This window comes from Sorangium sp. So ce693 (assembly GCF_051521375.1).
Lineage (GTDB): Bacteria > Myxococcota_A > Polyangia > Polyangiales > Polyangiaceae > Sorangium > Sorangium atrum.
The window spans coordinates 12,277,253-12,303,576 of record NZ_CP150347.1; the positions used below are offsets into that span (position 1 = coordinate 12,277,253).

The 26,324-nt window shown below is 72.5% G+C and carries 12 protein-coding genes; 3 read left to right on the forward strand and 9 right to left on the reverse strand.

Going from position 1 to position 26,324, the window contains the following annotated elements; translation table 11 throughout:
- The first annotated feature begins 63 nt into the window (after positions 1–63).
- Both WMF14_RS45845 and WMF14_RS45850 read left to right on the forward strand, forming a co-directional pair.
- Entirely contained in the window at positions 64–1,239 is a 1,176-nt protein-coding gene (locus WMF14_RS45845; RefSeq protein ID WP_437796935.1) for a PAS domain S-box protein, read from the forward strand.
- Between the two features lie 44 nt (positions 1,240–1,283).
- The gene (locus WMF14_RS45850) at positions 1,284–5,312 is read left to right on the forward strand and encodes a non-ribosomal peptide synthetase (protein WP_437796936.1); all 4,029 of its coding nucleotides are present in this window, start codon (positions 1,284–1,286) and stop codon (positions 5,310–5,312) included.
- A gap of 81 nt (positions 5,313–5,393) precedes the next feature.
- Here WMF14_RS45850 and WMF14_RS45855 read toward each other — a convergent pair whose 3' ends face one another.
- The 5 genes from WMF14_RS45855 to WMF14_RS45875 form a co-directional block, all read right to left on the reverse strand.
- Positions 5,394–7,640: a molybdopterin oxidoreductase family protein gene (locus WMF14_RS45855; RefSeq protein ID WP_437796938.1), complete on the reverse strand. Its 2,247-nt coding sequence runs from the start codon at positions 7,638–7,640 to the stop codon at positions 5,394–5,396.
- A complete protein-coding gene (locus tag WMF14_RS45860) occupies positions 7,640–9,370 on the reverse strand; it encodes a DmsC/YnfH family molybdoenzyme membrane anchor subunit (RefSeq protein WP_272096193.1) in 1,731 nt (576 codons plus the stop codon). Before WMF14_RS45860 ends, WMF14_RS45855 begins: the two co-directional genes overlap by 1 nt.
- 119 nt (positions 9,371–9,489) lie before the next feature.
- Positions 9,490–9,891, reverse strand: a complete 402-nt coding sequence (nirD, locus tag WMF14_RS45865) for a nitrite reductase small subunit NirD (protein ID WP_437796940.1) — start codon at positions 9,889–9,891, stop codon at positions 9,490–9,492.
- A 37-nt stretch (positions 9,892–9,928) separates the two neighbouring features.
- The gene (gene nirB / locus WMF14_RS45870; protein ID WP_437796942.1) at positions 9,929–12,469 is read right to left on the reverse strand and encodes a nitrite reductase large subunit NirB; all 2,541 of its coding nucleotides are present in this window, start codon (positions 12,467–12,469) and stop codon (positions 9,929–9,931) included.
- Positions 12,470–12,822: 353 nt separating this feature from the next.
- Positions 12,823–15,540, reverse strand: coding sequence for an ATP-binding protein (locus WMF14_RS45875; RefSeq protein ID WP_437796944.1), 2,718 nt, complete (start codon positions 15,538–15,540; stop codon positions 12,823–12,825).
- Between the two features lie 131 nt (positions 15,541–15,671).
- On the opposite strand from WMF14_RS45875, the gene WMF14_RS45880 reads away from it, so the two are divergent.
- The gene (locus WMF14_RS45880) at positions 15,672–16,601 is read left to right on the forward strand and encodes a ketopantoate reductase family protein (protein ID WP_437796946.1); all 930 of its coding nucleotides are present in this window, start codon (positions 15,672–15,674) and stop codon (positions 16,599–16,601) included.
- 216 nt (positions 16,602–16,817) lie between these two features.
- Here WMF14_RS45880 and WMF14_RS45885 read toward each other — a convergent pair whose 3' ends face one another.
- The 4 genes from WMF14_RS45885 to WMF14_RS45900 form a co-directional block, all read right to left on the reverse strand.
- Entirely contained in the window at positions 16,818–18,005 is a 1,188-nt protein-coding gene (locus WMF14_RS45885) for a hypothetical protein (protein WP_437796948.1), read from the reverse strand.
- 254 nt (positions 18,006–18,259) lie between these two features.
- Positions 18,260–18,835 (reverse strand): DUF488 domain-containing protein, encoded by a 576-nt coding sequence (locus tag WMF14_RS45890; RefSeq protein ID WP_437796949.1) that lies wholly within the window; start codon positions 18,833–18,835, stop codon positions 18,260–18,262.
- A 180-nt stretch (positions 18,836–19,015) separates the two neighbouring features.
- Complete coding sequence (locus WMF14_RS45895) at positions 19,016–24,400, reverse strand: hypothetical protein (RefSeq protein WP_437796951.1); 5,385 nt, start codon at positions 24,398–24,400, stop codon at positions 19,016–19,018.
- Positions 24,397–26,205, reverse strand: coding sequence for an ATP-binding protein (locus WMF14_RS45900; protein ID WP_437796953.1), 1,809 nt, complete (start codon positions 26,203–26,205; stop codon positions 24,397–24,399). The genes WMF14_RS45895 and WMF14_RS45900 overlap by 4 nt, the downstream gene beginning before the upstream one ends.
- Between the last annotated feature and the right edge of the window lie 119 nt (positions 26,206–26,324).

Sequence of the window (26,324 nt, forward strand, 5' to 3'; positions counted from 1 at the left end):
CGTGTGTCCAGGCTAGAGCAGACCGAGCGGGATCTGCGTGCCGAGCTCGGCCGTACGAACGCCGTGCTACAGGCAGTGCCGTACCTGCTCTGCGTCCACGATCCGGTCGAGCAGCGCACGCTCTACGAGAACCGCTCGCTGGCCGGCGAGCTCGGATATGAGGCGGACGAGGCGGGCCTCGCGGGCCTCGACGCGTTCGTGACGCTCGCGCACCCCGACGACCAGACCCGGGCTCGCGAGCAGCTCGATCACGCCGGAGAAGGCCAGGCGAGCGACCTGGCGGAGCTCGCGTATCGGCTGCGCAAGGCCGACGGGTCGTGGTGCTGGGTCACCAGGCGCGAGATCGTCCTCGCGCGCGACGGCGCCGGCAAGCCGCGCCAGGTCTTGAGTGTAGTCCAGGACATCACAGGTCGAAAGGACATGGAGGTGGAGCAGCGCCGCCAGGCCGAAGAGCTCGGCGTGTCGAAGAGGTTGATTGACAATGCGCTAGATGGCATCACATTGACGTCCATGAGCGGGCAGGTCGTCTACGCCAACACCGCCTTCAAGGCGATGAGCGGCTTCGGCGACGGCGCGGTCGGCTGCGGGCTGACCGACTTCTATGCACCCGAAACCTTCCGCCAGCTCTCCGACGAGGTCTTGCCGACCCTGATGAAGGAAGGCGCATGGCGCGGCGTCCTCAAGATCCGGCGCCCCGACGGGAGCGAGTGGATGGGGCAGACCACCGCCTTCGTGGTCGTGGGCCCGGCGGGCGAGCCGACGGGCATGGCCGCGTTCTTCAGGGACATCACGGAGCAGCTCCGGTACGAGGAGGAGACGCTCGCCCAGATGCGGGTGATCCAGGCGCAGCAGGCGGCGCTCCGGGAGCTCGGCACGCCGCTCATCCCGATCGCCGACGGCGTGATCGCGATGCCCCTCATCGGGACGATCGACCGGGAGCGCGCGCAGCAGATCCTGGAGACGCTCCTGAACGCGCTCGGCGAGAGGCAATCGGCCGTGGCGATACTCGATATCACCGGCGTGAAGGCCGTGGACGGAGAGGTGGCCGCCGCGCTGGTCCGCGTCGCGCAGGCGGCGAGGCTGCTCGGCGCCGACGTCGTGCTGTCGGGCGTCCGCCCCGTCGTCGCGCAGGCGCTCGTCGATCTTGGCACCGAGCTCAGAGGGCTCGTCACCTGCGGCACCCTGCAAAGCGGTATCGCCTACGCGCTGAAGCGCAAGGCACGCTCGATGACTGTCTGAGCTCCCACGCATCGTCCTCTGCAGTTCAACGGGGAGGTTCGATCATGCGCGCTCACGCGACACAGGCTCGTCTGTCCCACGCACCAGGGCAGCTCCCGCGCGAGCTCCCCGCGCTCGATCTAGCGACCGATCGCCCACGCCCGCCCGCGTCTTCGCGACGTCGCGCGTCGGTGTCGCGAGAGCTGCCGCCTCGAATCGCCCTGGAGCTCGACCGCATGCGCCGGGGCTCGGGCGCGACGCTCTTCGTCACCCTGCTCTCTGCTTATGCGGCGCTGCTCTACCGCCATACCGTTCAGAGCGAGATCGTGATCGGGACGCCCTGGCCTCGCCGCGGCGGCCGGTGGGGCTGGCGCGCGCCGCCAGGGCCCCGCCATCCGCTCGTCCTGCATGCCCGCATCGACGAGGAGCTCAGCTTTCGAGACCTCCTCGCGCAGATCGCCGCGCAGATCGCCTCGGCCGAGGCTCGCCGGCACGTGCCTCTGGACGGGCCGCTCGCGGAGCTCGGGGCGGCGGACGACACGAGCGATCACCCGATGTTCCAGACCACCTTCGAGCTCGCGCGACCCCGGGATGTCCCGCGCCGCGCCGCGATCAGGGCGGCGACAGCGGCGCGGCGCTCGCGCGTCCGCCCAGCCACGCTGGTCGATCTGTCGCTGTCCGTCACGGCGTCGGAGCGAGGGCTCGCCGCGACGATGACGTACAGCACCGACGTGTTCGATCCCGGGACCATCGAGCGGCTCCTGGACCACCTCGGCCTCCTGCTCGCGGGCGTCGCGGAGGACGCCGAGCGGCCGATCGCCGAGATTCCGCTGCTCACGCCGGAGGAGCGGCGCCGGATGACCGTGGTCTGGAACGCGACGCGGACCGCCTACCCGCGCGACGCGTGTGTTCACGAGCTCTTCGAGGAGCACGTCGCGCGGACGCCCGACGCCATCGCTGTCATCGAGGGCGGTAAGGCGCTCACCTACCGTGAGCTGAACCGCCGCGCCAACCGGCTCGCTCATCGGATCTCCGCGCGCCGCGCCGGCCCCGACCTGCGCGTGGCCGTCGTCGTCGAACGTTCGTCGAGCGCGCTCGTCGCCCTGCTCGGCGTCCTCAAGGCAGGCGGCGCCTACGTGCCCCTCGATCCGAGCTATCCAGACGAGCGGCTGCGCTTCATGCTCGAGGACGCGGCGGTGAGCCTCGTGCTCGGGCAGCGAGCGCTGGTGACGCGGCTCGACCTCCGCGGGGAGGTCATGGCCCTCGACGAGGACGACGGCGTGCCCAGCGACGACAGAAACCCCGCCATTCCTGCTGCCTCGACCGATCTCGCTTATGTGATGTTCACCTCGGGCTCGACCGGCCGGCCCAAGGGCGTGGCCGTCCCGCACCGAGGGATCGTTCGTCTCGTACGGGACACCGGCTATGTGGCGTTCGGGCCTTCGGATCGCGTGGCTCACGCCTCCAGCCTCTCCTTCGACGCGTCGACGTTCGAGATCTGGGGCGCGCTGCTCAACGGCGCATGCCTCGTCATCGTGTCTCACGAGACGCTGCTGTCGCCGGAAGCGATGCCTGCGCTCCTCCGCCGCGAAGGCATCACCGTCCTGTTCCTGACGACAGCGCTCTTCCACCACCTCGCGCGAGTGAGCCCGGACGCCTTTCAGGGGCTCTCCTACCTCGTCGTCGGCGGCGACGTGCTCAATCCGACGCTGTGCAGAGAGGTACTCCTGAGAGGCGCCCCGAAGCACCTCGTGAACGGCTACGGTCCGACCGAGAACACGACGTTCTCCACGGCTCACCTCGTGCGCGCGGTACCGGAGGGCGCCTCCCGCGTGCCGATCGGACGGCCCATCTCGAACACGCGCGCCTATGTCCTGGACTGCCGGCTCCAGCCGGTGCCGGTGGGCGTCCCCGGCGAGCTTTACGTCGCCGGCGACGGGCTGGCCCGAGGCTACCTGAACCGACCCGATCTGACCGCCGCAGCGTTCGTGCAGAACCCCTTGCCCGAGGAGCCGGGAGAGCGCCTGTACAGGACGGGCGATCAGGTCCGTTATCTGGCCGATGGCTCGCTCGATTTCCTGGGGCGGATCGACTGCCAGGTGAAGATCCGTGGCTTCCGCGTCGAGCTCGGGGAAATCGAGGCAGCGCTGTGCGCGCGCCCCTTCGTGCGCGAGGCCGTGGTCGTGCTCCACGAGCACGCGCCCGGCGACATGCGCCTCGTGGCGTATGTCGTGTCGGACTTCGGCTCAAGCAACCCTCCGTCGCGCCCCCCGTGCGTGGATCGGTCGCAGGGAGCGGAGGCCGGCGTGGACAGCAGCGGCCCCGCGAGCTGCGGCCCCGCGTCCCGCGACCTGTCGAGGAGCTTGCGCCGGTCTCTGCAGGAGAAGCTCCCCGATTACATGATCCCGGCCGCGTTCGTCGTTGTGCCATCGCTGCCGCTCGCCGCGACAGGGAAGGTCGATCGCCGGACGCTGCCGCCGCCCGACGTCGGCCGGCTGCACACCGGAGAGCCGGAGAGCACCCGCACTCCGATCGAGCGCCAGCTGGCCGAGATCTGGGCGTCCGTCCTCCATATCGACCGCCCGGGGGTCGACGACGACTTCTTCGAGCTCGGCGGAGACTCCCTGCTGGCGGCGCAGGTGCTTCTCGAGGTGCGGACGGCCTTCCAGGTCGACGTGCCCGCGCGCCGGCTGTTCGAGTCGCCCACCCTGGCCGGGCTCGCCCGCGCCGTCGAGGAGGCGCTGCGCTGGAAGGCGCGCGGCGCCAGGGCGTCGATGGGCGCGATCGACCTCCGCGCGGAGGCCGCCCTCGCCCCCGACATCCGCCCTTGCGGCTCGTTCGTCGACACGACCGCTCCGCCTTGCCACGTCTTCCTCACCGGCGCCACGGGGTTCCTGGGCGCCTTTCTCGTGCGCGAGTTCCTCACGCAGACGCGCGCCACGGTCCATTGCCTGGTCCGCGCTCCCGACGCCGCCGCAGGCCTGGCGAGGCTCCGGCGGAGCCTGGAGGCCTATTCGCTCTGGGATCCCGCGGCGAGCGCGAGGATCGTCGCCGTGCCTGGCGACCTGAGGGAGCCGCTGCTCGGGCTCACCCCGGCTTGCTTCGAGGCGCTCGCGCAGCGCATCGACGCGATCTACCACGCCGGCGCCGAGGTCAATTACATCAAGCCATACGCGTCCCACAAGGCGGCGAACGTGCTGGGGACACAGGAGATCCTGCGGCTCGCTTGCCTGCGCAGGACGAAGCCCGTGCATCACGTCTCGACGATCGGGGCCATCGGCCAGATCGGCTATTTCACCGGCGCCCGGACGGTGCGGGAGAGCGACGATCTCGATCGCTGGGTGGACCACCTCCACACGGACATGGGTTATTCTCAGAGCAAGTGGGTCGCCGAGAAGCTCGTGTGGCTCGCGCGCTCGCGCGGGGTGCCCGTCACCGTCTTCCGCCCCGGATTCATCCTCGGTCACAGCCAGACGGGCGCCGCCAACGTGACTGACTTCGTGAGCAGGATGATCAAAGGCTGCGTCGAGATGCGCTGCGCCCCCGACCTCCCCGCGCAGAGCAAGGAGTTCGTGACGGTCGACTACGTCAGCCAGGCAATCGTGCACCTGTCCTGCCGGCCGGGCTCGCTGGGGAAGGCGTTCCACCTGGTGCCCCCCTCGCCTCAGCGGCTCGATCTGAACGGCTTCTTCGACCTGCTCGTGTCCCGCGGCTATCCGCTCGTGCGGTTGCCGTACGCGCAATGGTGCGAGCAGCTGCTGGCGCGGATACGGCGATCGGGCGACAGCCCGTTCCTTCCCCTCCTGCCGATGCTGACCGAGAAGGTCCACGGCGACCTGACCCGATGGGAGCTGTACGCGCAGATGCCGGCCTACGACTGCCAGAACACGATCGATGGGCTGGCCGGCACGGCGATCGCGTGTCCTCCGATGGACGCCCGGCTGCTGGACACGCTCCTGGCCCACTACCTGCGCAGCGGGCACCTGAGCGCCCCGGCGCCGGCCGCGAGCGGCGTGCGCCGGGCCGCGCCGACGGCCCGCAGCCCGCTGCGATGGCAAGACGTCGCGCGGAGGCGGCGGGGCGCGCACGGCTGAGCGCGCGCGCCTCCCACGCGCGCCGCGCGCCCCTCGCGGAGGCTGTCCTCGCGGAGGCTGTCCTCGTGGAGGCCGCGCGGGCTACCCGCGATCCTCTTCCCGCCGCACCTTCACCGCGCAGGCCTTGTACGACGGCTGCCGGGAGTACTGGTCGAAGGCCGGGAACGTCAGCTTGTTCGTGATCTCGTAGTGCATCGGGACGAAGATCTCCCCGGGCTTCACCGAGTTCGTGACGAACGCCCGCGCCTTGATCTCCGCGCGGCGGGAGGCGATGACCACCCACTCGTTCATCTCGATGCCGATCTTCTTCGCGTCGACAGGGCTCAGCTCGACGTAGATCTCCTTCGGATAGAGCCGCTGCAGCACCGCCGACTTCTTGGTCCGCGTCTGCGTGTGCCACTGGCTGGAGCTCCCTCGCCCCGTGAGCAGCGTGAAGGGATACTGCTCGTCGGTCGGCTCCGGCAGCTGGCGGGGCGCCTGGAAGGTGAACTTCGCCTTCTGATCCGGCCGGTAATACTGGCCGTCCTCGAACAGCCGCCGCTCGTTCGTCTCGAAGGCAGCCCCCTCGGGGTAGGGCCACTGGATGCCGCCGCGCTCGTCGAGCATCGCGTAGCCCTCGATGCCCGTGATGTCGCACGGCTGCCCCTTCGAGAGCCGCTTCATGATCTGGAAGACCGCCTCCGGGCTCTTCCACTCCTTGAACAGCTCGCCGCAGCCCCAGTACTGGGCGACCAGCTGGAAGATGTGAAAGTCCGCCAGCGCCTGGCCCGGCGCCCGCGCGACCTTCTTGACGAGGCCGATGCGCCGCTCCGAGTTGATGAACGTGCCCTCCTTCTCGGCCCACGAGGCCGCCGGGAGGACGAGGTGGGCGCGCTCCGCCGTCTCCGTCGTGGAATACATGTCCTGCACCACGAGGAACTCCAGGCGGCCGAGGAGCTCGTGCAGGTCTTCCTGGTTGATCCAGGAGTGGGCCGGGTTCGTCGCGATGATCCAGAGGCCCTTGATCTTCCCCTTCAAGATGCCTTCGATGATCTGGTCGTAGGCCAGGCTGTTCCGGGTCGGGATGACCTCCTCCGGAATACCGAGGATCCCGGCGATCTTCTTCCGGTGCTCCTCCTTCGTGAAGTCGTGGCCGGCGAACAGGCCCGTCGTGTTGCTGAACATCCGCGAGCCCATCGCGTTGCACTGGCCCGTGATGGAGTTCGCCCCGGTGCCGGGACGGCCGATGTTCCCCGTCATCAGCGCCAGGTTGATGAGCGACTGCGCGACCCGCACGCCCTCGTGGCTCTGGTTGACGCCCATGGTCCACCAGAACGACACCCGCTTCCCGCTGTGGATCTTCTCCGCGAACGACGCGAGCTGCGCCTCGCTGAGCCCCGTCGCCTCGGAGACCCGCGCCGGCGTGAAGTCCTCGACGTTCGCCTTGAACGCCTCGAAATCGACCGTGTGCGCGTCGATGTACCCCTGGTCGATCCACCCGCGCTGGATGAGGATGTGGGCGATGCCGTAAAACAGCGTCAGATCCGACTTCGGATTGAGCGCATAATGCGCCGTCGCCGCCATCGCCGTCTCGGTCTTGCGCGGATCCACGACGAGGATCTCGGGGCGGTTCTTGTTCTTGCAGAGCCGCTCCCACATGATCGGGTGGGCGATGCAGAGGTTCGAGCCGACGAGCACAACGACGTCGGACTCCTCGAAATCGCGGTACGTGTAGGGCGGCGCGTCGAACCCGAACGCCTCCTTGTACGCGACCACCGCCGTCGCCATGCATTGCCGGGTGTTGCCGTCCCCGTGCAGCATGCCCATCCCGAACTTCGCGAGCGCCCCGAGGAAGGCCATCTCCTCGGTGACGATCTGCCCGGTGCTGATGAACGCGACCGACTCCTTGCCGTGCGCGTCCTGGATCGCCTTGAACCGATCGACGAACGTGCGGAGCGCGACGTCCCACTCCACGCGCTCCAGCTTCCCGCGCGCGTTCCTGAGGAGCGGCGTCGTGGCGCGATCGGTCGCGCGGAGCGGCGTGAGCGCCTCCCAGCCCTTCGGGCACGCCATCCCGAGGTTCACGGGATAGTCGGTGTTCGGCGAGAGGTTGATCGCCTCGCCGTCCTTGAGGTGCACGTTCAGCCCGCACCCGGTCGAGCAGAACCCGCACACGACCGTCGTCGTCTGGTCGGGCTTGAGCCGCGCAGGCACCCTCCCGAGGCCAAACTCGCCAGGGGTGAGGAGCAGCTCGCGCGTCAGCGGCCCGTTGCGCTGCAAGAGGAGGTTGTCCGCCTGCTTGGGCGCCGGAGACGTCTTCTTCGCATCGCTCGCATCGCTGGTCGTCATCAGGAGAGCCCTCCGGGCATCTTGGAGGCGGGCGCCGCTGCGAAGAAGAGGTACCGCTCGAGGAACTCGCCCGCGAGGCAGAACAGGAACGCCACGACCGCCATCGCCATCAGAACTTCAGAGCTCACGCCGCTGTTCGGCGCCGAGAAGAGGCTGAGCGCCGGCAGGACGATCCCGCCGAGCGCCCCGCAGGCGAAGCGCCAGCCCGTCGCGCCCTTCAGCTCCCCCGTCATCAGGATCGCGCTCCGCTTGAGCGTCGAGTGGCTCCGCTTGCGCAGGTGCCGGAACATCGAGAGCTCCACGAGCAGCTTGAGCGCCGTCGTCACGCACAGGAACGCGCTCAGCCCGCGGAAGCCCCGGGTCAGGAGCAGCGCCGCGTGCTCGGCGCTCAGGAGCAGGCCGATCATCAGGACCGTCGAGCTCCCGAGGATGGCCGCCGTGGTCGCGAACTTGAAGCCCGTCAGGGCCCCGCGCCAGTGCTCCCGCTGCGTCGCGGCGTACACCATCACGGAGCAGAAGACCCCGAGGATCCCGCTCAGCGCGACCGCGTAGGAGAGCGGCGCCTGCAGGGGCCCGATCGGGGGCAGCATCGAGAGCGCCGGGATGGCAGGCACCCAGAAGGACGCCGCGTACAGCGTCGCGGCGCCCGCGAAGAGCGAGAAGCCCAGGATCTCCCGGCTGAGCCACGACGTCTTGAGGCCCAGGAAGGCCCGGAACGCGAACTGCGGCCGGCCGAGGTGAAAGAGGCTCGCCTTCAGCGCGGCGATCCCGAAGACGAGCGCGAACGTGGCGCTGTGGCCGCCGAAATCCCGCGTCGCCTGCGCGCCGAGGAGCTCGTTGAGCGCCAGGTTCACGCAGAACGCGCCCACCGAGAGCTGCGTCAGCACGAGCATCGCGACGAGCGGAGGGTGGGAGTGCTCCCGGCTCACCTGGTAGAAGTCCGCGGGGAGCATGTTGCGCGGGAGCGACTTCTGCGTCTTGTAGGTCGTCGTCGGGATCGTGATCTCCGGCGCCGCCGCCCCCGGCAAGAAGAGGCTCGTCTGGCTCTCTTGCACGGCCTGCTGCTGGTCGACCATCGTGATCCGGATGGCGCCGTTCGGGCACGACTGCACGCACGCCGGGGCCTCGTCGTTGGCCAGCCGATCGCTGCACATGTCGCACTTGCGCACGATCCCCCGCTCCGCGTTGAACTTCGGAGCGTCGTAGGGGCACATCAGGATGCAGTACTGGCAGCCGATGCACTGGTCATCGAGGTGCTTGACGATGCCGGTGATCGGGTCCTTCTCGTAGGCCTTGACCGGGCAGCCCGACATGCACGCCGGGTCCAGGCAGTGGTGGCACGCCGTCGTCACGCTCTGCTGCGCCGGCGTCTGGGGCGTGCCGCCGTGGAGGAGCCCGACCGAGCGCCACACCTCGTTGTCGTCGAGGCCGTTCAGGCTGTGGCAGGCGGTGACGCACGCCTTGCAGGCCGTGCACGCGTCGAGGTCGACCTCGAAGCCGTACTGCTGGCCAGGCTTCGGCTTCTCGAGCGGGATGAGGTCGCGGTAGTACTTGGACTGAGCCGGGAGCGCGTGCTCCTCGTGCATCCTGGAGAACTTCTCGACCGCCGTGAGCTTCTGCTGGTCGGCCAGGAGCGACTCCAGCAGGCTCTTGTTGTTGTCGTGGATCTTCGGCGCCGAGTTGACGATGGGTAAGCGAAAATGCGTGTCCGAGACCTTTGCAACGCTCATCGAAATTCCCTGTCTACCCGGCGCGGAAGCCCAGCCCCGAGAACTCCAAGAGAGACACAGCGAACGGCGGCGCGTCCGCCGCAAGGGAGCGCCTGGCGCCGGCTCGCCAGGTCATCCCGTCAGCTCGCCGCCGCAAGCGGCTCCGCCGCGGCCTGGATCTCGACGCGCCCGGCCCGGACCCGGATCGGATACACGGGGATGCTCACGCCCGGGTCGTCCAGGCACTGACCCGACCGCAGATCGAAGCTCTGCTTGTAGATCGGCGAGGCGATCTTGGGGACGCCCCCCTTGTCGCCGACGATGCCGCGGGAGAGGACGAACGCCTTGCTGAACGGGTCGAAGTTGCTGATGGCGTAGATCTCCTCCTCGCCCTCGCCGACCCGGACCAGCGCGATCTGGCGCTTCCCGACGAGCGCGCAGACCCCCGTGTTCGGGATGATGTCCTCCACCCCGCAGACGTCGACCCAGACCTGGGTCGTGGTCTCGCTCCGAGGCGCTTTCGAAGTGTGCAGCTCGCTCATGACGGTTTCCCTCAGACAAGGCCCCTCGGCCCTGCTGTCAGATCATCTCCTCGACGAGGTTCGACTTCTCCTGCCACGCCGCGGGGCGGTGCTGCGCGCGCTCGCTGACGAACACGATGCTCCGGTCGCGCTCGCCGACGTTCACGAACTGGCGGAACTGCTTGAGCTTCTCGGGGTCGTTGACAGCGGCCTTCCACTCGCACTCGTAGGTGGCGATGAGGTGGGCCATCTCCTTCTCCAGCTCATCGCAGATCCCGAGCGAGTCCTCGATGATGACCTGGCGGAGGTAATCCATGCCGCCCTCGAGGTTGTTGAACCACACCGACGTGCGCTGGAGCCGGTCCGCCGTGCGGATGTAGAACATCAGGAACCGGTCGAGGTACTTGATGAGCGTCGCCTCGTCGAGATCCGAGGCGAAGAGCTGGGCGTGCTGCGGCTTCATCCCGCCGTTGCCGCAGAGGTAGAGGTTGTAGCCCTTCTCGGTCGCGATGATGCCGAAGTCCTTGCCCTGCGCCTCGGCGCACTCGCGCGCGCAGCCGGACACCGCGGACTTCAGCTTGTGGGGGCTGCGCAGCCCCTTGTAGCGGTTCTCGACCGCGACCGCGAAGCCCACCGAGTCCTGCACGCCGTAGCGGCACCAGGTGCTGCCCACGCACGACTTCACGGTGCGCAGCGCCTTGCCGTATGCGTGCCCCGACTCGAAGCCGGCGGCGATGAGCTCGCGCCAGATGTCGGGCAGCTGCTCCAGCCGCGCGCCGAACAGGTCCACGCGCTGGCCGCCGGTGATCTTCGAGTACAGGTTGTACTTCTTCGCGACCACCCCGAGGGCGATGAGCTGATCCGGCGTGATCTCGCCGCCCGCCACGCGCGGGACCACCGAGTAGGTGCCGTCCCGCTGGACGTTGGCCAGGTACCGATCGTTCGTGTCCTGCAGCGGGAGGTGCTTCTTGTTCAGGATGTGCTCGTTCCACGTCGACGCGAGGATCGACGCCACCGCGGGCTTGCAGATCTCGCAGCCCTTGCCCTGGCCGTGGCGGGCGACCAGGTCGTCGAAGGTCTTGATCTGGTGGATCCGGACGAGGTGATAGAGCTCCTGGCGCGAGTGGTTGAAGTGCTCGCAGATGTAGTTGTTGACCGCGACGCCGGCCTTCTTGAGCTCCTTCTTCAGGATGTCGGAGATCAGCGTGGTGCACGAGCCGCAGCCCGTGCCGGCCTTGGTGTGCCCCTTGATGCCGGCGACCGTGACGTGCTTGTCGTCGCAGATGGCCGAGCAGATGGCCTTCTTCGTGACGTTCAGGCACGAGCAGATCATCGCGGTGTCGGGCAGCGCGTCGACGCCGAGGCCCGCCGGCTTCGCGCCGTCCCGCGCCGTGACGATGAGATCCTCCGGGTGCGGCGGGAGGACGATCTTGTTCTGCACGAGCTGGAGCAGCTGACCGTAGTTCGCGGCGTCGCCGACGAGGATGCCGCCGAGGAGGAGCTTGCCGTCCGAGCTGACGACGAGCTTCTTGTAGACGTTCGACGTCGCGTTCATGAAGCTGAGCACGCGCGCGCCCTGCTGGGTCGCGAACGCGTCGCCGAAGCTCGCGACGTCCACGCCCATCAGCTTGAGCTTCGTGCTCATGTCGAAGCCGCCGAAGGTCTCCTTCCCCCCGGTGATGGCGTCGACCGCGACCTTGGCCATGTGGTAGCCGGGCGCCACCAGGCCGTAGAGCTGGCTGCTATAGCTCGCGCACTCGCCGATCGCGTAGATGTCCGGATCCGACGTCTGACAGCGCTCGTTGATGGCGACGCCGCCGCGGTTCCCGAGCGCGAGCTCGCACGCCCTCGCGAGCTCGTCCCTCGGGCGGATGCCGGCCGAGAAGACGATCATGTCGGTCGAGAGCTCGCTCTGGTCGGCGAAGACCATCCTCGCCACGCGGCCGTGCTCCGCGACGATCTCCGTCGTCGACTTGCTCGTGTGCACGTTCACGCCGAGCGACTCGATCTTGGCCCGGAGGATCGCGCCGCCGGCGTCGTCGACCTGGAGGGCCATCAGGCGCGGCGCGAACTCCACGACGTGGACCTGGAGGCCCATGTTCTTGAGCGCGTTGGCCGCCTCCAGCCCGAGCAGGCCGCCGCCGATGACCGTGCCGACCTTCGCGACCTTGGCGTAGGCGTCCATCGCCTCGAGGTCGTCGATCGTGCGGTAGACGAAGCAGCCCTTCGCGTCTTTGCCCTTGATCGGCGGGACGAACGGATACGAGCCGGTGGCGAGGATGAGCTTGTCGTAATAGACCGTCTTCCCCTTCGCCGACGTGACGGCCTTCTTCCGCCGATCGATCGAGACGGCCTTGTCGTTGAGATGGACCTGAATGCCCGCCTCCTCGTAGAGGCCGGGCTTGACCATCGACAGATCCTCGGCCGATTTGCCGTTGAAGAAGGCAGACAGGTTCACCCGGTCGTAGGCGAGCCGCGGCTCCTCGCAGAAGGTCGTGATGTTCCACTCGCGCAGGAAGCCGCCGAGAACCATGTTCTCGATGAACTTGTGCCCGACCATGCCGTTGCCGATGACGAGGAGGTCCTTCTTCTTGCTCATGAAACCCACCTTTGGACCCGGTGAGTCCTTCTCACCGTCACTGCCGCGCTGCCGTCCGAACGAGGCATCAGCCACAGTCCCGGACCAAAAACTGTGTACTGTGGGCTCTGTTTCGCAACTGTTTCGCACGAATAAATTGTCGGCCCGACGGCGCGCTCAGCCCGGGACATCGCCTCTGTTTCATGCATGTTTCGCCGTCATCGACGAGCCCAACAAGGCCCCGAGCGAGCCTGGACGCGACAGCGTCGATGAAAGGAAATGGGCGCATCCTTCAGAGCTGAAAGAGTCTGTTTCAGTGACGTGTCGCGCCCCGGGGCGGAAGCATTGCACTTCTGAAATGGAGCGCGGGCCGATCAGCCTCGTGGGGCGGCTTCGGCGAGCAAGGACAGGAGCTGCGCCGTCGCGACCGGCTTGGTGAGGTGCGCGTCGAAGCCGGCTTCGCGCGAGCGGCGGCGGTCCTGGTCTTGACCGTAACCGGAGACGGCGGCGATGTAGGAGCGCGTGAGCTCGGGCTCGGCGCGCAGGCGCCGGACGACCTCGTAGCCGTCCATCCCGGGAAGGCCGATATCGAGCAAGACGAGCTCGGGCTTCGACGCGCGCGCGGCCTCGAGCGCCGCCGGGCCGTCGTGGACCACCGAGACGGCGTGGCCGTGGAGCTGGAGGATGCGCCGGAGGCCCTCGGCGGCGTCGACGTTGTCGTCGACGACGAGGACGTGGAGGGCGCGCGCCCCGGAGCGCCCAGGGGCGGCCTCGAGCGCCGGCGGAGGCGCTGGCGGAGGGGGGGCTTCGGCCGGCGCGCTCGGCGGGCCCGCGAGCGGGAGCCAGACGCTGATGGCCGTCCCCTCGCCGTGGCCCGCGCTCAGCGCTTCGACGCGGCCGCCGTGCAGCTCGGCGAGCCGCTTGACCAGCGTGAGCCCGATCCCGAGGCCGCCCTGGGAGCGGTCCAGCGTGCGCCGGGCCTGCATGAACGGCTCGAAGACGCGCGGGAGCAGCTCGGCGGAGATGCCGACGCCGGTGTCGGTCACCTGGATCCGCGCGTCGCCGGCGATCGCGGCGCAGGCGAGCGAGACGCGGCCGCCGGGGTTCGTGTACTTGATCGCGTTGTTGAGGAGGTTCACGACGATCTGCTCGAGCCGCACGCGGTCGCCGTGCACGAAGACGCCCGGATCCACCGACAGGACGAGATCGTGCCTGCGGTGGACGAGCAGCGGGCGGACCGACTCGACGGCGGTCTCGATCACCGAGGCGACGTCGAGCCGCTCCCGCTTCAGGTCGATCTTGCCCCGCGTGATCCTGGAGACGTCGAGGAGATCGTCGACGAGCCGGACGATCGTGTTCACCTGCCGCTCGAGGGTCGCCAGGATCTGCCTATCGTCGCGATCCGCGCGCTCGCCGGCGCTCATCTGGGCGCTCATTTGCAAGAGCTCGAGGCCGGTGGTGAGGGGCGCCAGCGGGTTGCGGAGCTCGTGCGACAGCATGGCGATGAACTCGTCCTTGCGCCGGTCCGCCTCGTGGGCCTCGCGGTAGAGCCGGGCGTTCTCGAGGGCGACGCGCCGCTCGCGCTCGACGAAGGCGGCGCGCTCCTCGTGCAGGCGGGCGCGCTCCATGGCCTGCGCGCACTGGCGCGACACCGCGACGAGGAACTCCTGCTCTTCCCGGTCGAACGGGCGCGGCTCCGCGAAGCTCAGCCCGAGCACGCCGATGGGCCGCTCCTGGACCACGAGCGGGAGACAGCAGAGCGACTGGGTCGCGCCGGACAGCGCGGTGCTCACGATGTGCGGGTAGCGGGCGGAGCACTCCTCGCGCGAGCGCAGCCAGACGGGCGCGCCGGTCCGCAGCGCGTCGGTGAGCGGGAGCGTGGCGTCGCGGGGCATCTGCCGGAAGCGCTCGATGGTGTCACCCTCGTAGCCGGCCGCCTTGAGGCACTCGAGCTCGTCGCCCGCCGTCACGACGATGGCCCCGCCGTACGCGCCCGCGGCGGCGACGCCGACGTCGACGACGACCTGCGCCACGGCCTCGCCGGTGAGCGCGTCGGCGAGCGCCGCCGTGATCCGCTGGAGGCCGGCCATGCGCTGCGCCGCGCGCTCGGCGGCCCGGCGCGCCTCCTGCTCGGCGAGGAAGCGCCGCCGCGCCTCGGACTCGGCGTCGCGGGCCATGTCGTAGAGGCGCACGCGCTGCAAGCCCACCTCGATGCGCTGCGCGAGCTCCTCGGCGAAGGCGAGATCGGCGGCGCCGGAGGTGCGATCCGCCACCTCCGCGGACGCGAGCGTGAGCGCCGCGAGGACACACCCGTCGCCGCGGATGGGCACGATCCTCGCGGAGCGGCAGCCGAGCTCGCGCAGGGCGGCGATGTGATCCGCGTCGGCCAGCGCGTGGCCGGCGAGGTCGGGGAGGAGCCGGCCGTGGCCGCCGTGGAGCACCTCGTGGAGCGGCGACGGCGGCGTCCCGGGCTCCGGCCGGGTGCGGCTGCGCCGGGCCAGCCGGGCGGCGAGCTCTGCCCTGGCGGGATCGGCGTGCGCGACGACGCGCGCGTGGACGGAGCCGTCGGGTTCGAGCGTGTGGATGGCGCACAGATCGGCCACCGAGGTGACCGCGAGGGCCGCGACGCGCCGGAAGCCCGCGTCGCGGCCCTGCGCCGGATCGAGCGCGGCCGACGCGTCGGCCAGGAAGCGCCGCGCGTCCTCGGCGCGCTTCTGCTCGCTGACGTCCGAGACGAGCACGAAGAAGCCGCGCACGTCGCCGCCCGCCCCGAGGTGGGGAATGTACTGGATGCGCACGTGGCGCCGGCCGCCCTTTCGGTAGGTGAGCCCCGACTCGAAGTCTTGCGGCCGCCCGGCGAGCACCGCGGCGATGTGCGGCTTCACGGAGGCGTAGGCGATGTCGCCGATCACCTCGCGCACGTGCCGGCCCACGACGGAGCCGCTGTCTTCGCCGAACCAGCGCTCGTAGGCCCGGTTGACGATGCCGTAGCGCTCGTCGCTGTCGATATACGAGATGAGCGCCGGGAGGGCGTCCAGCAAGCGCTGGAGCTGCTCGGCTTCCATCGTCACGCTCGGCTCGCCTGCGCTCATGAGGCCGCTCTCGTGCGCCGTGGCGGGGGCTTCCGGCCTACGCATCTCGGCGTAGGCATATCCGCAATCCTCGCGGGTCGCCACTCGCCGGTCCGCTGCGGCCCGGCTCGAGCGTGCTATGGTCGCCGCCGATGCGGATCCTCGTTGTGGGCGCGGGCGCGGTGGGCGGCTATTTCGGGGCGCGGCTCACGCTCGCCGGGGAGGACGTCACCTTCGTCGCGCGGGGCGCGCACGCCGAGGCGATGCGGGCCCGCGGGCTCATCCTCCGCACGCCGTCCGGCGAGCTGCGCACTCCGCCCCTCCGTGTCGCCCCGCTCGACGGGGCGCGCGGGCCGTTCGATCTCGCGCTCATCGCCGTGAAATCGCCGTCGCTCGCCGCGGTGAGCGCGGAGCTGCCCGGGCTGCTCGCCGCGGACGGCCTCGCCGCGCCCCTCCTGAACGGGCTCGACTCCGAGGACGTGGTCGCGCGCGACGTCGGCGCGCCGCGCGTGATCGCCGCGATCGCGTACATGTCCTCGGGCGTGGCCGCGCCTGGCGAGATCGAGACGCTCGCGCCGACGCGCGCCGGGCTCGCGCCCTACCGGCCTGGGCAGGAGGCGCGGGTCGAGGCGACCGCCGCGCTGCTCGAGCGCGCGGGCATCCCGGTCCGCCGCGGGGCGGACCACCGCGCCATGCTCTGGGAGAAGATGGTCTGGAACGCCCCCTTCAATGCGATCTGCGCGCTGACCGGCCAGCGCGCAGGCGTGGTCGCGGAGCGGATGGAGGACCTCACCCGCACGGCGATGCTCGAGGTGATCTCGGTCGCGCGGGCGGAAGGGGCGGAGATCTCCGAGGCGACCGCGGACGCGATGCTCGCCCTCACGCGCTCGGAGTTCCCGCTCACCGAGCCCTCGATGCTGCAGGACGTGCGGGCCGGCCGCGCGACGGAGGTCGATATCCTCCAGGGCGCGGTGGTCGAGCGCGGGCGCCGGGCCGGGGTCGACACCCCGGTGCTGCGCACGCTGGCGACCCTCGTCCGCGGCCTGTCGCCGCGGGCGAGCGCGCCCTCTGCGGGCCGATAAACAGACCTCGCGCTCGCGACGGGGCGGGCGATGGCGAGGGCGGCGCGCCGCCTCCTGGGCGCGTGGGCGCCCTGGGAAACGCGTCGTCGCGACCGCCACGGCGGTGTCTCGGGTGCTTCGGGGAATTCGGGGAAGGGGCGTGGAGCGCGAGGCGCTCATCTCACCTCCTGGGGATCGAGAGGAGAGGAGATGAGTGCCTGTCCTGGGACTCGGCGATCAGGCGCCGCCGGTGCCGCCGGCGCCGCCGGCGCCGCCCGCGCCGCCGCTTCCGCCGGCGCCGCTGGTGCTGGCCGCGGTGGTGCTGGCCGCGGTGGTGCTGGCCGCGCTGCTGCTGGCGGCCGCGCCGCCGCTGCCACCCGCGCCGTCGCTGCCACCCGCGCCGCCGTCGCCGCCGCCGCTGCCGCCCGCGCCGCCGCTGCCGCCCGCGCCGCCCGTGCCCTCGTTGCTCAGCGGGTACAGCGGGTCGAGGCAGAAGAAGCCATCAGGCGTCTCGGCGCACTCGTCCGGGTCCTTGCAATCGCTGTTGTCCTCGCACGGCAGCTTGTCGAAGATGCAGAAGCCGTTGTTCGGGAGGCCGAAGTCCTCGCAGCGGGCGTTCGGCAACAGGCAATCGTCGTGCGCCGTGCACGCCCTGGTGCAGGCGCCGAAGTCGCCGGCGCCGACGACCTCCGCGAACTGGTAGAGGCAGATACCGTTCTCGAACCCGCCGCAGTCGGACTCGAGCGGATCGCCGCCGAAGCCGCAGAACTCGGTGCATGCGCTGACGCCGCCGGGGAAGCCCACGCACCATCCGGCGCACGGATCCTCGTCGGCGTCGCGGTCGCACGCGGCGCCCATCGGCAGACCCTCGTGCGGCGTGTCGACGCACGCGTTCTGCCTGGGATCGCAGCTGCGGCCCGAGTCGGAGCACTGGGAGTCGGAGCCGCAGTTCGGCATGCAGACCGTCACGCCGTCATCCACCTCCTCACAGCGCAGCTCGTCGCGGCCGTGGCACTTGAGCGGGTCGAGCTCATCGTCGAGGGCGCTGATCTGGGGCTCTCCGAGGACGCAGCCCAGGTAACAAATGCCATTGACGCAGGCGCTGCCCTCGCCTTCACAGTCGCCGTCGTCGGCGCACTCCGTCGTGCAGTACCCGCCCGCAGGACCGGCCTCCCCATCCGACTCCAGGACGCACACGCCGTCCGACCCGCAGTCGGCGTCGGCCGTGCAGCGGGTGCCGAGGAACTCGGCCGTGTTCGCGCCCGCGCCGCTGCTCTGGGCGACTCCCCCCGATGACGAGCTCGTGGTCGAAGAGGAAGAGCCGCCGCCCGTGCCCTCGCCCGAGTCGTCGTCACCGCAACCGATGAAGCCTGCAGAGAAGGCGACCGAGGTGAGCAGGATCGCCGAAATGCGTTGCACTTTCATTACTGTCTCCCGAGCCAGGAGGCCCTGCCCACATCGGGCGCGCCTTCATGTGATTTCGGGACGGTAACGGAATCGGTGCGGCTCCGCCATACCGGACGGGCTGGGGAGCGCGCGATGTCGAGCTCAGCGGAAGGCCCGTGGGCGCGGATGGCGCTCCAGGGGGCCGGCATCAGGACGTCAGTGCGACGACTGATGGTCTATTTTTCAGGTGATACCCGACTGGACCACTACGTGGACTTCGTGATTTTTGACACCTACCGCACGGCCCTCCGGTTAGGGCCTCCGAGCGGCAGCGCGCGCTGCGCGCCGACGTCGTAGATCAGGTGGCCGGCGCCGTCGGGCCGGGCTGCGGGGTTCAGCTGGTGCGGGGTCCGCGTGCCGGGGCCGAGCAGGTGGACGACCGTGAGCCCGCGCGCGACGAGGGCGTCGGCGATGAGGCGGCGGTGACACCGCCACCAGAGCGTCTCGGCGCACAGGAGGGCCATTCGCCGTCCAGCGCGCGCTTCCGCCTCGAGCTCGGAGAGCGCGCGCTGGAACGCGGCGGTCTCCATGTGATCGGCGTAGGCCCGGAAGCTCGGGTTCTCCCAGGCGACGTGCGGCGAGTCGGCCCGCCCCGTCCGCCGCCCGCCGAGGGCGTCGCCGCGGAAGACGTAGGTCACCCCGAGCCGAGGCAGCGCCTCGGCGAGCGCAGCGCGGCCGAGGTGAGGGGAGCGGCTCGATCCAGGGAACCTCCGGACGTCGACCAGCGTGTCGGCCGGCCCCTCGCCGAGCAGCTCGACGAGCTCCTCCACGCTGCGGGTGCCGTGGCCGACGGTGAAGAGGGTGTCCACGGGGAAGAGCTTTGCGCCCCGGCGGCGCGCGGGCAACGTGGGGAGCGGGGGCGCCCGCGCGCTCCGGTACCGGTCAATTTGAGCAGGGAGACGGGGAGGCAGGGAGAAAAGCTTAGTGAATCTCCCTGTCTCCCCGTCTCCCTGTGTCTTTCTCGGGCAAAGTCGACCACCACCCGCGCTCTACCCGATGGAGCGCAGCAGATGGTCGAGCGCCCGGCGCTCCTCCGCGTCGGTGACCGACTTCAGCGCCCGGTTGACCTCGCCGACGGCGGCCGCCGCCAGCAGCGCGACGGCCGCCGGGTCGGGCGCCCCGCGCGCGCGCAGCCACGCGAGCGCCTCGTGCTCGGTGTTGACGACGATGAGGCTCCGGCTCGCCTCGTAACGGATCGGCCGCCCTGAGCGGCCCTCGACGACGGCGCGCACCGGGGACCCCTCGAGGTTCATCCGGGCGATGGCCTCGTGGATCGCGGCCGCGAGCGGGCTCCCGGTCGCCGCCTCCTGCCCCTCGGGCGCGGCGCCGGGCAGCGGCGCCGCCTCGCCGCCGAGCAGGCCGAGCACGCTGCGCCACAGCGCGAGGGCCCAGGCCCGCGCGCCGCTCGAGTCGGGCGGCGCCTCGGCGGCGGGCGCCTCCGCGCCGCGCGTGGCCGCGTGCGCCTCCGCGCCGTGGACGCCCGCGGCGGGAAGGCCCGCGCCCGCGGCGGGAGGGCCCGTCCCGGAGGCGGGAAGGCCCGTCCCGGAGGCTGGCCCGATCTCCACCGCGGTCGCCCCGGCCGGGGCGGGCGTCGCCGCGAGGGCGCCGAGCTCGCGCAGCGCGCCGGGGGCGGCGCGGTGGCGCAGCACCTCGACGAGCGGCGAGCCGTCGTCGAGCAGCACGAAGGGCGGCGTGCCGTCCGGGAAATCGCCGTCCGCGCTCCCCCGGCGATCGGAGATCCACAGGCAGCCGCTCGCCGCGAGCTCGGCGCGGACCGCCGCCGGGCCGACGCTCTCGCCGGCGGCGGTCCGCGCCGTGAGCTTGCCGCCGGAGAGGCGGCCGAGCAGGTGCAAGTTCCACAGGTACGGCGCCGCGGCCGCCTGGTCCGAGAGCTCGGCGGCCATGGACGCCGCGGCCTCCATGGCGAGCTCCGCGATGGCGTCCCAGCGCGCCTCGCGCAGCGGCCACACGAGGAGCCTCCCCTCGACCGGCGCGAGCTCGACCACGCCGGTCACCCCGGACCCCACGCCCGCCCCGCAGCGCAGCGCGACGGGGGTGAAGCCGCCGTCGCTCCCTTCGCCACCGCCGCCGCCACCGCCGCCGCCACCGCCGCCGCCTTCGCGGCCCTCGCCGAGGATCGCCGCGGAGGGCGCGGCGACCAGCACCCGGGGCGCACGCGGCCACCGCGCGGGCAGCCAGAGCGCGCCGGTCACGAACAGCGGCCGGGGCCAGGTGGTGGCGACGTCGATCCACCGCGTCGCGAGCGCGTCGTCGGGCGGCGCGAGCCGGGCGCGCAGCCACCGCGCGGCGGCGTCGCGCACCGCCTGCCGGAGCCGCGACGCGTCCCCGCGGGCCTTGAGCCCGTCGAAGGCGCGGTTCGGCTCGAGCGCGTCGTCGTTGACGGCCGCGCACAGCGGCCACCCATCGCCAGCGTCGAGCGCGCAGAGCGGGCGGCGCCCGACGTGCACCGCGATGCCCGCCGCCCCGGCGTGCTCCGGGGCGAGCAGCCCGATCTCGCCGCGCGCGGGCGGCGCGCCCTCCTGCGCTCCGGCCGGCTGCTCGAAGGGCAGGATCGCGAAGCACGCGGCGCGCGCGGCCGCGTCGAGGCCGACGGCGGCGAGCGGCGGCGCCGTGACGCGCTCCTCGGCCGCGCGATCGCGCGCGACAGCGTCGGTGATGTCCTTGATGAGCACGGCGGTCGCGAGCTGCAGCCGCTCGGGCCTGCTCAGCGCGAGGACTGGCCGCTCGTAGCGCTGCGTCGGGTAGGGCGGCGGCGTCGAGGTGCACAGCCACTCGGCGCGCGGGTCGCGCCGGAGGTCGTCGAGCGAGAAGAGGTTCCCCTCGATGTCGTGGAAGAGCTGCGCGCGCGCCGCCTCCGCGACGACGCGCTTGCCGTGGGCCAGCGTCTTCAGGACCGCGCGGCGCGCGTGGCTCCGCGCGAACGGCGGCAGCTCGTCGAAGCGCGGCGCAAGCGAGATCAGGTGGCGGCCCGCGGCCTTCGCGAGGCGCGTCAGGATCGCGCGCGAGGCGTCCCTCGACGGGTCCGCGGCGCCGGCGCGCACGAGGAGGCGGAGCGGGATCGGCAGCTCCACCTCCACGCGCCGCTGCGCGCCGTCGGGGCCGACGAAGCGGGCGTCCGATACCGGCCCCTCGACGATCTCGATCTCGCCTTCGAGCCCCTGCATGCCGAGCGCGGCGGCGCTCACCCGCAGCAGCGGGTGCGAGGGCGCGCCCGTCAGCGCGAGCGGCGCGCGCGGCGGGCCAGCGGCGCCGCGCGGGCCATGCTCCTGCTGCGCCCCGCCGGCGAGGGCGCGGCGCTCCTGCGCGGCGGCGGCGCGCTGCCGCCGCGCCGGCACCCCGCTCTGCGCCAGGAGGGCGCGCCCGCCGGCCCACCGCATCAGGGCCGCGCGCTCTCGCGGGTCGCGGGCGACGAGGGGGTGCCAGGAGAGCGTCTCGAAGCCGGGCGCCGCGTCGAGCACCGGGATCGGCGCGGGCGCCGGGTGGGTCTCGTCGAGGGCCTCGAGCGAGCACGCGACCTCCTGGCCGCGCGCGTCGAGCATCCCGAGCAGCGGCAGGCGACGGATGCGGGCGGCGAGGTCGCTCTGGGCGGCCCTGAGGGGCGCGCTTCCGAGCGCCCGCGCGCGCGCCTCGAGCGCCTGCGCGCTGTCGAGCAGGTAGGCGCTCACGCGGGCGTCCGGCCTGCCGCGCTCGCGGAGCGGATCGCCCCGCAGGCCGAGCCGCGCGCGCGCCGCGGCGTCGCCCTCCAGCGCGGCCACGAGCGCCTCGCAGAGCGCGCGCTCGACCGCGTGGACGACGACGTCGTTGCGCGGCGACAGGAGGCCGTCCCAGCCGCTGTTCGGCGCCGCCGTGTCGTCGTCGATCGCGATGGCGGCGGGGCCGAGCAGCGGCGCGGCCTCCAGGGTGGCGAGGGGCCGCGACGCGTGGTGCCACGCCTCCACCATCGCGTCGCTCGGCGTGGCGAGCGCGAGGAAGCCGGGGCCGCTGACCTCGAGGACCGGCGTGCCGGCGGGGAGCGCCGCGAGCCGCTCCAGCGACGCCGCGAGCGCGCGCCGCCGCGCCGGCCCCCGCGCCGCGAGCTCGTCCTCGGTGAAGAGCCCCGGCGCGTAGGGGACGAGCTCGCGCTCCGGGAGCGCGGCGGCGAGCCAGTCGAGCTCGCGCTGCGAGGCGGCGAGCACCGTCCTCCGATCGGCCGCGCGCCCCCGCGCCTCGGGCGGCGCCGTGCAGAGGCTGCGCGTCGGCCGGGAGAGCGCGGAGAGTCCCTTCAGGCTCACGAACCACCCGGCCGCGAGCGTGGGCCAGATCCGCGCGTCCAGGAGGCCTTCGAAGCTCGCGGGCGCGAGGCCGTCGTCCGGGGCCGGCGCGGCGCCGCCTCCGCGCCCGGGGCTGCCGTCCGCGGCGCCGAGGCGCGGCGGCGCGCAGAACACCGCGCCGATCGCGGCGCGCAGCGCGGGCCTCACGCGCGCGAGCTCGCTCTCGGGCGCAGGCGCGGGCGTCGTCGAGCGCGGGCCTCGCCGAGCGTCCCTCGGGCCGAAGAGCCGCCTCGCCTCGCGGTCGGCCGCGGCGAGCGCGACCTTCAGCGCGTGGCGGACGGCGCGCCAGAAGCGCGCGTCGCGCTCGACCCCGTCGTACGCGAACCGCGGCCGCACGCGCCCCTTCCACGCGAGCGCGATCTCGACGGGCAAGGGGACGGCGGCGGGATCGAGCTCCACGGTCTCGAGGTGCCGCCCCTCCACGAACACCCGGACCTCCGCGCCGCGCGGGGGCTCGCGCGCGTCGGCGAAGACCGCGAGCTCGCCGCGGAGGCCGGCGAGCGGCCCTTCGTCCACCTGGAAGGCGTCGCGGAACGCGTGCTCCGGGGAGGGCGGCACGACGGGATCGCCGGTCGCGTGCAGGAGGAACGCCCTGCGGCGCTCGGCGCCGAGCTTCACTTGCTCGATCATGGCCTCGGCGTCGGCGAGCGGGAGCCCGGCGAGCGCGCGCTCGACGAGACCCCCCGGGCTCCAGACCACGTCGCCGGCCCAGGGGGCGAGCTCCTTCGGGAGCTTCGCGTCGCCGCGGAAGAGGAAGAGCCGCGGCGCATCGTGCGCGTCGAGCGCCGCGAGCGACGTCGGCCGCCCGCGCCCGTCGCGGAGCAGCGGGAGCTCGCGCACGGCCTGCGCCTCGGCGGGCAGCTCGGCGCCCGTCCGCGCCGCCCCGGTCGCGACGCAGGCGAAGGCCGCGAGCGCGTCCGCGAGCCGGCCGCGGTCCTCGTCGACGACGAGCGCGCCGTCGGGGACCGCGCCCTCGCCGCACACGAGCGCGGCGAGGGCCTTGATGGCGTCGAGCAGCGCGCCGGCCGCCGCCTCGCGGAGCCGCGTGCGGACGGGCGCGTCCTCGCGCAGCGCCGAGCGCGACGCGTTGGTGGGCAGCGCGTCCGCGTCGACGACGACGCGGACCGGGAGCTCGACGCCCTGGTAGGGCGCCGAGGGGAACCGCGGGGCGAAGCTCCAGCGCTCGCGGACGAGCCGCACGCCGTGCTCGAGGTAGTCGACGGCGGGGAGGCCGGAGGGGAGGGGCGTGGAAACGGGCGCGGCGAGGGGGCGCGAGCGGGGCGCCGAGCTGGCCGGCCCTGCTGGGGGCTCGGGGGGCGCGACGATCTCCAGCGCGGCTCGGCGCGCGCCGCGCACATGGAACGGCACGCGCACGAGGACCGCGAGCTCGCTGCTCGGGAGAGCGCGGCGCAGCGGCTCGCCGGCGAGCGCGATCGGGACCGGGAAATCGCCGGTGGCCGCGGCGAGGTGCGCGAGCTCGGGCGGGCTATCGCCCATGATCGCCCGGCGGAGCACCGACCAGCCGAGCCTCCGCCGCACCTCGATGCGCAGGCCGGCCGCGGGCATCCCGGGCGGCCTCGGGACCTCCTCGCAGGCGGGGCCGGCGGCCGGCGCGGGGGCCTCGGCGGGCGCCTCGAGCAGGGCGGGCGTGAAGCGCACGCGCGTGCAGGTCGCGCCTCGGGCCTCGCCGGACGGCCCGTGGCCCGTCGTGAGCAGGTCGACGCGCGCCGGGCGCAGCCCGAGCGCCGCGTTCACGCCGAGGGCGAGCAGGCGGAGCCTCCGGGACGCGGCGTCGGGCGCGGCGTTGAGCACGTGGTCGAGGAGGCGCGCCAGCGCGGGCCCGTCGGGCGGCTCTCCGTCGAAGGTCACGACGACGTCGTCGGCGTCGTAGCGGAGATCGATCTGCGTCGCGCCCCCGGCCGCGGCGGCGCGGACGAGCTCGAGCAGGTAGAGGTCCAGGTCGACGAGCAGGTGCTCCCTGAGCTTCTGGACGGCGCGGCGGGCATCGACGCGGATCGCGCCGCGGGCGACGACCCGGCTCACCGCGGGGACCCCCTTGGCGCGGGGCGCGGGCCGCCTGCGGGCGCCCGCTCGCCGCGCGCCGCGCCCGCGAGCGGCGGCGGGCTCGCCGAGAGGTCGAGGAGCCGGTCGCTGTCCTCGGGATCGAGCGGCCCCTTGGCCTCGACGAGCAGCGCGCGGGCGAGCAGGTTGCCGGCGGTCACCGCGTCGACGGCGGCGCGCCTGCGCGCGAGGGCCACGGTGTCGCTCTCGATGTTGAGGTAGAGGGCGTGCCCGGGCGGGAAGCGCGCCGCGCGGCGCACGACCTCGCGCGCCGCGTGGCAGCTCTGCTCGGGCCCGGCGCGCTCCTCGCTCCCGGGCAGGAGGAACCCGCTGCGCTGGCGGAGGGCGCCCTCGACCTGGCAGAGGCTCACCCGGGCGACCCCGTGCCGGGCGCGGGCGAGCGCGTCGGCGACCACCTGGAGGAGCGCGGCGTCGGCCGCGCGGGCGCGTTTCGGCTCCTCGCGCTCCTCGCGCACGAGCAGGTAGGCGGCGTGCGCCTTCTCGACGCGCGCCGCAGGGAAGCACCGCTTCAGCAGCGCCCTGGTCGCGCGGTGGTTGCACAGCACGACGGGCAGCCCGCCACGGGCCATGGCCGCGGTCAGCGCGTCGGATCGCCTGGCCACGAGCAGCGGCTCGCGCCCCGGCGCGAGCGCCCGGAGCCCCGCGCGGCACCGGTCGCCGGCGACGGGGCTCGCGAGCGGGAACGGGATCTCGTCCGGATCGAGCGCGGTCGGCGGCGACAGCGCCGCCTCCAGCATCGCCGCGTAGGCGGCGGCGCCCTCCGCCTCGCCGGCGGCTGCGGCTGCCGCGGCCTGCGGGAGGCGGGCGGCGAGCTCGCGCCGGAGCGGACCTTTGACGAGCTCGCGCACGCGCGCGATCGCCTCCCAGAAGGCGTCGTCGCGGCGCACGTTGTCGCGGCTCAGGGTGTGCTGGAGGTGGGGGCTCATCACCTTGAACCGCACGCCCGAGAGCCCGCTGAAGAGCTCGTCCGCGGTCTCGAACAGGGTGAGCCCGCGGTTGTAGAAGCCGGCGAAGCTCTGGCCGTGCTCGCCGGCGGGGTCCCCGTCCCCGCTCGTGGGCCGTGCGAGGTGCTGAGCGCCGGCGGAGGGGCCGACGACGACGGTGCTCTCTTCCTCGACGGCGGTCACGGAGACGGGCGCTGCGATGGCGAGCGGGGAGTCGATGCGCAGGGCGCCCGTGCGGGAGCCGCCCTCGTGGTCTGCGATGCTGAGGGTGATCTCGCGATCGGCGTGTCGGCACCAGCGGCGGAGCGCGGCCTGCGCGCGGCGCGCGTGCTCCACGAACGCTTCCCGACCGAGCCGCTGGATCAGGGTCACGTGCGTGCCGCTGCCCTGGCGCGGTCCGGCGTCCTCGAGCTCGTAGCTCGTGTCGCTGTGCAGCCGGAGGAGCCATGCCTTCCCGTCGCGCCACGTTTCCACGTCGACCTGCTCTGGCTGGAGGGCGAACACGGAGACGAAGCCGACGCCGTATTTACCGATCTTCGTCGCGTCGCCTTCCTTCGACGAGCTGAAGAGGGTGAGCAGCGGGCCCTCGATGTCCTCGCGGCTCATGCCGCACCCGTCGTCGGCGACCGAGGTGGCGCACGCGCCGGGCAGCGCCTCGACGCGCACGGCGATCTTCCGCGCGCCGGCGTCCATGCCGTTCTGCACGAGCTCGCGCAGGAAGGCGTACGGGTCGGCGAACTGCTGCACCATGTCGGCGACCGGGCCAGGGGGCGGCGGCGGGGGCGCGGCGCGGTCCTCGCGAGAGGAGCGGTAGGGTGCCATGCGTCCTGCGAGGCTATCACACGGCGGGAGCCGCGGTTGGAAGGGGGCCTGCCGGGGCTGGAGGGATGGAGTCTATGCGAGCCGAGACTGGCCCGAGAACAGGCGCAGGTGTGACAGGT

Bases quoted from the DNA above. Each gene is read 5' to 3' on its own strand.
- WMF14_RS45850 (WP_437796936.1), top strand. From the start codon at position 1,284: ATGCGCGCTCACGCGACACAGGCTCGTCTGTCCCACGCACCAGGGCAG.
- WMF14_RS45855 (WP_437796938.1), bottom strand. From the start codon at position 7,640: ATGACGACCAGCGATGCGAGCGATGCGAAGAAGACGTCTCCGGCGCCC.
- WMF14_RS45860 (WP_272096193.1), bottom strand. From the start codon at position 9,370: ATGAGCGTTGCAAAGGTCTCGGACACGCATTTTCGCTTACCCATCGTC.
- WMF14_RS45885 (WP_437796948.1), bottom strand. From the start codon at position 18,005: ATGAAAGTGCAACGCATTTCGGCGATCCTGCTCACCTCGGTCGCCTTC.
- WMF14_RS45900 (WP_437796953.1), bottom strand. From the start codon at position 26,205: ATGGCACCCTACCGCTCCTCTCGCGAGGACCGCGCCGCGCCCCCGCCG.
- WMF14_RS45880 (WP_437796946.1), top strand. From the start codon at position 15,672: ATGCGGATCCTCGTTGTGGGCGCGGGCGCGGTGGGCGGCTATTTCGGG.
- nirD (WP_437796940.1), bottom strand. From the start codon at position 9,891: ATGAGCGAGCTGCACACTTCGAAAGCGCCTCGGAGCGAGACCACGACC.
- nirB (WP_437796942.1), bottom strand. From the start codon at position 12,469: ATGAGCAAGAAGAAGGACCTCCTCGTCATCGGCAACGGCATGGTCGGG.
- WMF14_RS45875 (WP_437796944.1), bottom strand. From the start codon at position 15,540: ATGAGCGCAGGCGAGCCGAGCGTGACGATGGAAGCCGAGCAGCTCCAG.